The following is a 6,422-nucleotide window of genomic DNA, read 5'->3' as shown; positions in this document are numbered from 1 at the left end:
AATTGAGCTTTTGGTAAATCATCGTGTCGTGCAAGTTAAACCCGATCTCCTTGAAGAACAGAGCCTGCCTGAAGCTCGTACCTGTCTCGCTGCCCTTGATCGTAGCGTCGCCAACTACCCACACCACCACGCCGCCCGGCCTAGTTACTCGGAAAAGCTCACGCGCAATACCTTCAAAATCCCAACTGAATCCGTTATAGGTGCGAAGATTGTCGTAAGGTGGCGATGTAACAGTCAGGTCGATGCAGTTGTCGGCCATTCCGCGCATAGACTCAAGGCAGTCGCCCAGCATCAGCTGGATCATGCCTGTCCGCCCTCAATCCCCGTGTTCATCCCCGCATCAGGCGTACCAATCCTCGGGGGGAAGTTGGGACTCGTGTTGCTCGGTATGTTGTCCTGATCTGGAGGAATAACCGGGATACCTGCAGGAACTGACGGAATGATTGGCGCCAAGTCCATATCGACAAACCCGGCTGACTTGAGCAAGGCATCAGCCAATGGCGCCACTGCCGGTTGCGAGGCGATATTCACTGCCGCCTGAGTGCCCGAGAACATGCCGGTCACGCTCGCATTGACCGCTTCGGCCAGCGTCTTGCGCGTCTGAGCGTCAATCAGCCTCGCCTTGGCTTCAGCCATCGGGTCTGCTGGTGGAGGCTTCTGCTGCTGCTCCATCTGCTGCATGATCTCGTGCTTATCGGACAGATTCGAGTGCTTGATAATCACGTTATCCGGCAAATTCACCCCGGCTTTGCGCAATTCCATCGTCTGCGTGAATTGGCTATTCTCGAACGTCACCTGCATCGGCTGTTCCGTGATCGCCACGTCGTACTCGCCGATGGTCATGTCGTTGAAATACAACCCGGTGGCTTGATCCATCTTGTTGATGGGGATTTCTTCATCAACGTCCTGCCCGGTAGCCGGGTCGACGCGGGTAATGCGATACACCCGCTCCGAGTTGTAGTATTTGGTGATTGAGTAATCAATCCAGCGCGCCAGCATGTTGCGAGTACGTGACAGACTATCCAGCGGTACCGCCAAGCCCTGCTGTGCCGCGTGCTGCTTGCTTTGAATGGCAATCCCTGACTGTTCAGCGCCTTGTGTGCCGCGCATGGCATCGGGAACGGTCACGTCTTTGAGCGTGAAAGTTGCCAGTTCAATGATCTTCTCGACGCCTGGCGGCATGGAATTCGGCTGAATCTTGGTCAGTAGTGGCGTTCCTGCCTTACGCTCCAGCACCAGGCCGGTAGAAGCGCCCTGCTGCTCCAGTTGTTCCGTGGTCATGTTCGCTAGCTGGTTCTCTTCGAGCTGCCAGCCCGAGTTTGCCGTGGTGTTGATGATGTGAATGGCTTGGCTGATGCCTTTGTCCAGCGCTTTTTGTGGGCCGATGGCGTTGTCGATCATGCCGCGCGTCCGGCCTCGGCGGAAGAACGGGAAGAAGGGCACCACCGTAAATCGGTCATAGGGCGACCAGTCGTCATGCAGAACGGTATCCATGGTCGACACTGCCCAGCGCACCCGCTTGACCGTCCGTTTCACCACATTGATCCCATTGCGCTGCATTTCTGCAATGGCGTCCGGGTCTTCGTCGCCTTCCAGGGGGCGAATGTCACCGCTGGGGTGAATGGCCACGTTGGCCAGTTCTCGAACCCACTTCTGCCGGTCGATGATGCGGTAATGCACAATCCCGGCCACGGTGAACTGCGAGTCATAGCGGCCCTTTCCGGCGCCGAACTTGCCGCGAGGCGTAGTATCGCTGTCGACGTCTCCGAAATCGCTGTTGGCCACATACGATCCTGACTTGCTTTCCTCGGCCAGTTTGCGCATGTCCTTACCGTACAGCCCCTCGATGTCGTCCAGCGTCATCCATCGGGTAATAATCACGTCCGCCCAGCCTGCCGGGTCGTATGATTTGGCGTCCGGGTCAGGGATCACGTCCATGGGATCAAGTACTGAAATCCGCAGCTCACCCAGCATATTGTCGTCAAAGTCCATGCGGCACTCGAAGTAGCCGCGCTGCTGGATCATCCCGTCTGAAAATACTTCGGATTCGCGCCAGTGCAGGTCATTGTTGCTGGCAATCTGCATGGCCACCTTGGAGCGAACGTCTGCCAGTTCTTTTGTCGCATCGCCTTGTCGAGGCCGGAATGCAATGTCCACCCGGTTGGCGATCTGGTAGCCCAAAGCGGAATTGACCGCTGGCATGATCTGGTTGAATTCGTAAGCTGGTCGGCCTTGTTCGCCGAGCACTTCGAGGTCGGCTTCGTTCCAGTGGCCGCCTGCCAGCAATCGCCCGTCTCTGTCGTACTGCCCGCCCAGGTAGTACCCCTCAAGAACCGCCGATGTCGCCGTGTAGTCGCGGTGTCCTCGCTCGACGCCGTACTGGTAGCGCTCCCAGTTTTCAGAGGCGGTCTGTGTGCTGTTCTTCGGCATAAAGGTCAATCCGGTGAGTGATTGACCTTTTATACTTGCGATAGCCAGCATTTTTACTGCTTGCTAACCACAACAGAACTGTTAATATTTAATCCATGAACTCAAATGAATTCAAGCGATGGCTTACCAAGCAAGGAGTGACCTACGGCCAGGCCAAAGGGTCGCACATCAAGATTTATCTTGGCGACAAGCAAACCATCTTGCCTATGCACAACACTGACCTGAAGACCGGAACGGTAGAGGGCATCAAGAAGCAACTCGGACTGAAAGGAAAATGAACCATGTTTGAATACCCTGTAGTGCTTGAATCCCAGCCAGAAGGTGGATTTGTCGTAACCTTCCCCGATGTACCTGAAGGCATAACGCAAGGAGAAGATGAGGATGAGGCGCTGATGTACGCCATTGATGCTCTGGAAACGGCGCTGTCGTTCTACGTCGATGCACGACGGCCGCTTCCCGTGGCATCCGCTGCCAATGGCCGCCCAACAGTTCGCCCGTCAGCGCTTGAGTGCGCCAAGCTAGGCGTTTATCAGGCGATGACCGAGCAAGGCATCAAGAAGTCGGAATTGGCTCGCCGCCTGGGTTGGCATATGCCGCAAGTGGATCGACTGTTTGACCTGACGCACGCGTCTCGCTTTGATCACATCGAGGCGGCGGCTCGTGCGCTTGGGCGCCAGATCGAGATTCGCGTGGCGTAGCATCAAGCAGCCCCCTCGGTTGTCCGTCCGCGATGACTGAGGGCGCGCTTCCACTCTGGAACCTGCACGAATCCATAGAACTGTTCCGCCACGATGCACATCAATCCGAAACTGTCGGCTGAATCGCTCGCCCAATCATGCTCAGGCCCTAGCCCAATGTTGCGCGCCTCGTCCCGCTTCTCATGGTACCAACCAAGGGCATCCAGCCCGCCTTGTGTTTTAGCGGCATCAAACCAGATTCGATTGAATAGCCTTCTTCCTGACTCAACCCGCGCCTTAGCCGCCCCTGCGCCTTGGTTTGGAACTGTCGTAACCGTATAGCCGACCTTCCTCAAAGCGCCTTCAAACGATACGTCATAAACACGATCATGCGATGTTCCGTCATGCGGCAGCCATATCTGCGCGACTTCCGGGGTGTAGCCGCGAGCACGCATCCAAGCCACATGAGCCGCCAACGGCTGGCCAACTGCTTCGTAATGGTCAATGACTCGGATTTCCTTTCCGATGAACTGCGCGCACCAGATGGTGAAAGCATCGGCCTTGGCGCCGGTACCGCCAATATCCACAAACATGCGTATCGTCATCAAAGGATCGGCGCCGACTCTGCTGATACGCCCCTCCTGTTTCGCTATGGCGATATGCTTGGCGTAGTACGCACCGGTCAGAACCATGGCGTACTCACCCTCCCATATGTGCGGGTACTGCTCTGGCGACTGCTCAAGACAATCAAGCCGCTCCTGCTCCAGAACATCTGGAAACCACGGGTTATCCGACCAATTTACACGATTGACGATGGCGCCAGTCGGCAGAACGTCGCCACGCAGCATCATATCCACGGCATCTGACTTCCTTCGCGGGTTCCAGCTAAACCACAATTCTGAACCTGGTGCTCGGATTGTCGGGCGAAGCAGCGATAGCGATCGGTGCGATAGCGTTTGCGCTTCCTCAACCCAAGCGATTGAATAGCCTTCAAGCGACTTGATGGACTCGGCGTTGTGATCCTGCATGCCCACGAAGCTAATGATCCCTCCACCTGGCGTTTCGATGACTTCGTTCAGCACACGGAATCCGTCTTCCTCAACGATCCCCAGTTCTTGCAGCTTGTCCTCGATGAGTCGCTTGCTGGACTCTTTCAGCGTCTTCTGCACCTCGCGGATACACACGCAGCGAAGCCCAGGGCGTGCCACACACTGCGCGATAAGCATGAGTGCGAAAGCGTGAGACTTACCGCTTCCACGGCCTCCCCATGCTCCCTTGTAGCGTGCAGGCTCTTGGAATCCGTCAAATACCTCGTGCAGGCTAATACTCAGCGTTCTCAATCTTCTCTCTCCTGACGATAATGATTTCAACCTTGCCTATGGGCTGGTTGTTGATCTGGATCGCAGTTTCAGGCGATTTGCCGAGAACGTCCTGCCGGCCCTTGCTGATCGTATCTGCCCTTGCGCGGAAGTCGTTCTGGCTTTCGCACTCCATGTTCATGGCGTCCTGAACATTTTTGATTGCATGCGAGTTGAAGAATTCTGTGTGCCGCATTCGGTCACTAACCTCATCTCTGAACATGTTCACTTCCCGTTCAGAGAGTTGTGCAACTTCTTGATTTAGCTCAACTTGCTTGTCCACTAGCTTACTAATTATCTTTTCTACGTCTTTTACAATATTGTGCGCAGACGAAACGGGGACTCCGTATTTATCGGAAATGTCGCGGACTGTGAACTTCCCTGTTTTCCAGTCCGCAATGATCTTGTTTTTTTCTTCGTCCGTTAATCGTTTTCTTTTAGCCATTGCATTCAACCTCTAAGGAATCAACCTCTCTTATCACCCCAATCCTGAAGAACACCATGTTCAGCAGTTCCACATCGCACCCGTCGAAACCGTGCAGATTCGTGAGCTCATAGACCGTAGCCATGTATTTCCCTTTTGCTGGCGTACCAGTTGTCCTAATGACCTCACCACATGCTCTGGCTTGCCCCTTGGAGCATAGCCAGTTGATCGCTGCGCGTGCGGCGTACTCCACGCGCATCATTGATACTGGGTTCTTTGCCAGGCGCTCGGCAATGTCGCGTGAGGTGAATTTTGTCAGCCCCGTTGATTTGATTAAATCCACGACATCTTTTGTGGTGGCTAACCGCTGTCCGCGATCTGCGGTTACTTGGCGTCGAATCAACGGGGTCGTGGTCATCGTGAGTATCTCATGGCATCTGCGCTGCGTCTGATCGTATGGTCGATTTCACATTCTTTGTCGCAATGACTGACGCCCTCTGGAACGATGGCGCAACAGTTGTGGCACTGGCCGACTGCCGGGATAACCTGCTCTGATGCCTTGCGTCGAATGGCAGCAATGGCATCGTCGCGCATCTCCTGCTCGCGGTCGCTGGCATCATCAAGTTGGTCGGCTGACATCAATCCACCTCTGCCATTTCAAACTCTTCCGATTGCGCCTTCTGTTCCTTGGTTTTCGGCCCGCGCTTGTTTTTTAGCTGCGTCTCTGACCATCCTTCGAATTTCGCGTTGCGCCACCGCCCGAAGCCTGCCAGTGTGCATACCGTCTCCTTGATACTCTCAATGTCCAGCGTTACCCGGCTTGACTGCCTGCACGCGCCTGTAACGCGGTCAAACAACAATCCGGTACTGGCATCGGCGTAGTAGATTTTGCTGTCGCCCTTGGATAGCTTGTACTCGGACAGAAGGCATTCAGCATCCTCATTGAGCATGTGCAGTCGGCAGGTTCCCGTCCATCGGATAGCTGACTGGATAGCCTTCATTGGCAGGTTGTTGATTTCGTCATGCGTTTTTACGCGCTCGGCTATAGCCACGCCGATGCGCGGCCCATTTTTCATTTCCCTGATGCGTTTTGCGGTCATATCAATCCGCGCACTCGCAAGCAGAACAGCACTTGTCAGCACCTTCGGGGCAGTATTTTTCGGCGCACTCTTCGGTATCGGCTCGATTTAACTCGTACATGTTCTCTTCCAGTTCTTCAATCAGCACATCCGCGTAGCGGTTCAGGCCGTGTTCCCCCAAGTGGCGTGCAGACTCCAGTACCAGAGAAATCTCTTTTGCCATCAACTCGCGCCCAACTTCAATTCCGGCGAGGCAACCATCGACGTAACCCTTGATGCTATTGAGTTTCTTTGCTGCTTTTTTCTTCTGTTTCAATTTACTTCTCCTTGGTGAACTACGATATTTGATACGGCACTCATGATTTAATCCAATGCTGAAAGAATCCCTTAGCCCATGCGGCGGTGTAGAGCACGCACAGAGCGAGGATGCCGAACTGCTGCGCGTCGATGGCAC

General features: G+C 54.8%; 10 protein-coding genes. 2 read left to right on the top strand and 8 right to left on the bottom strand.

What is annotated here, in order from left to right:
• Positions 1–304 (bottom strand): DNA methyltransferase (locus ACOYNV_RS24975; protein WP_422902519.1); only part of this gene is annotated, 304 nt, incomplete at its 3' end.
• A complete protein-coding gene (locus ACOYNV_RS24970) occupies positions 301–2,430 on the bottom strand; it encodes a hypothetical protein (RefSeq protein WP_422902518.1) in 2,130 nt (709 codons plus the stop codon). The genes ACOYNV_RS24970 and ACOYNV_RS24975, both read right to left, overlap by 4 nt.
• A 95-nt stretch (positions 2,431–2,525) precedes the next feature.
• Here ACOYNV_RS24970 and ACOYNV_RS24965 point away from each other — a divergent pair, with 95 nt between their 5' ends.
• Together ACOYNV_RS24965 and ACOYNV_RS24960 are read left to right on the top strand one after the other, a co-directional pair.
• On the top strand, positions 2,526–2,708 hold the full coding sequence (locus ACOYNV_RS24965; RefSeq protein WP_422902517.1) for a type II toxin-antitoxin system HicA family toxin: 183 nt from the start codon (positions 2,526–2,528) through the stop codon (positions 2,706–2,708).
• Between the two features lie 3 nt (positions 2,709–2,711).
• Entirely contained in the window at positions 2,712–3,128 is a 417-nt protein-coding gene (locus ACOYNV_RS24960; protein WP_422902516.1) for a type II toxin-antitoxin system HicB family antitoxin, read from the top strand.
• Between the two features lie 2 nt (positions 3,129–3,130).
• On the opposite strand, the gene ACOYNV_RS24955 is transcribed toward ACOYNV_RS24960, so the two are convergent.
• From ACOYNV_RS24955 to ACOYNV_RS24930, 6 genes are read right to left on the bottom strand one after another with little or no spacing between them, the layout of a single operon-like run.
• Positions 3,131–4,447 carry a PBSX family phage terminase large subunit gene (locus tag ACOYNV_RS24955; protein WP_422902515.1) on the bottom strand — a complete coding sequence of 439 codons (1,317 nt, stop codon included), beginning with the start codon at positions 4,445–4,447 and terminating at the stop codon, positions 3,131–3,133.
• Positions 4,428–4,910, bottom strand: a complete 483-nt coding sequence (locus ACOYNV_RS24950; protein WP_422902514.1) for a hypothetical protein — start codon at positions 4,908–4,910, stop codon at positions 4,428–4,430. The genes ACOYNV_RS24955 and ACOYNV_RS24950 overlap by 20 nt, the downstream gene beginning before the upstream one ends.
• The gene (locus ACOYNV_RS24945; RefSeq protein WP_422902513.1) at positions 4,903–5,307 is read right to left on the bottom strand and encodes a hypothetical protein; all 405 of its coding nucleotides are present in this window, start codon (positions 5,305–5,307) and stop codon (positions 4,903–4,905) included. The genes ACOYNV_RS24950 and ACOYNV_RS24945 overlap by 8 nt, the downstream gene beginning before the upstream one ends.
• Entirely contained in the window at positions 5,304–5,528 is a 225-nt protein-coding gene (locus ACOYNV_RS24940) for a hypothetical protein (RefSeq protein ID WP_422902512.1), read from the bottom strand. Before ACOYNV_RS24940 ends, ACOYNV_RS24945 begins: the two co-directional genes overlap by 4 nt.
• Positions 5,528–5,989: a hypothetical protein gene (locus ACOYNV_RS24935; RefSeq protein ID WP_422902511.1), complete on the bottom strand. Its 462-nt coding sequence runs from the start codon at positions 5,987–5,989 to the stop codon at positions 5,528–5,530. Before ACOYNV_RS24935 ends, ACOYNV_RS24940 begins: the two co-directional genes overlap by 1 nt.
• Before the next feature lies 1 nt (position 5,990).
• On the bottom strand, positions 5,991–6,284 hold the full coding sequence (locus ACOYNV_RS24930) for a hypothetical protein (protein WP_422902510.1): 294 nt from the start codon (positions 6,282–6,284) through the stop codon (positions 5,991–5,993).
• Positions 6,285–6,422: the final 138 nt, after the last annotated feature.

The organism is Propionivibrio sp. (genome assembly GCF_049316945.1).
Classification (GTDB): domain Bacteria; phylum Pseudomonadota; class Gammaproteobacteria; order Burkholderiales; family Rhodocyclaceae; genus Propionivibrio.
Note: the sequence above shows the minus strand (reverse complement) of the source record. Positions and strands in the feature narration are given on the sequence as shown.

What these genes read in the sequence shown, in the direction of transcription:
- ACOYNV_RS24970 (WP_422902518.1), bottom strand. Translation starts at nt 2,430, where the DNA reads ATGCCGAAGAACAGCACACAGACCGCCTCTGAAAACTGGGAGCGCTAC.
- ACOYNV_RS24965 (WP_422902517.1), top strand. Translation starts at nt 2,526, where the DNA reads ATGAACTCAAATGAATTCAAGCGATGGCTTACCAAGCAAGGAGTGACC.
- ACOYNV_RS24960 (WP_422902516.1), top strand. Translation starts at nt 2,712, where the DNA reads ATGTTTGAATACCCTGTAGTGCTTGAATCCCAGCCAGAAGGTGGATTT.
- ACOYNV_RS24950 (WP_422902514.1), bottom strand. Translation starts at nt 4,910, where the DNA reads ATGGCTAAAAGAAAACGATTAACGGACGAAGAAAAAAACAAGATCATT.
- ACOYNV_RS24945 (WP_422902513.1), bottom strand. Translation starts at nt 5,307, where the DNA reads ATGACCACGACCCCGTTGATTCGACGCCAAGTAACCGCAGATCGCGGA.
- ACOYNV_RS24940 (WP_422902512.1), bottom strand. Translation starts at nt 5,528, where the DNA reads ATGTCAGCCGACCAACTTGATGATGCCAGCGACCGCGAGCAGGAGATG.
- ACOYNV_RS24935 (WP_422902511.1), bottom strand. Translation starts at nt 5,989, where the DNA reads ATGACCGCAAAACGCATCAGGGAAATGAAAAATGGGCCGCGCATCGGC.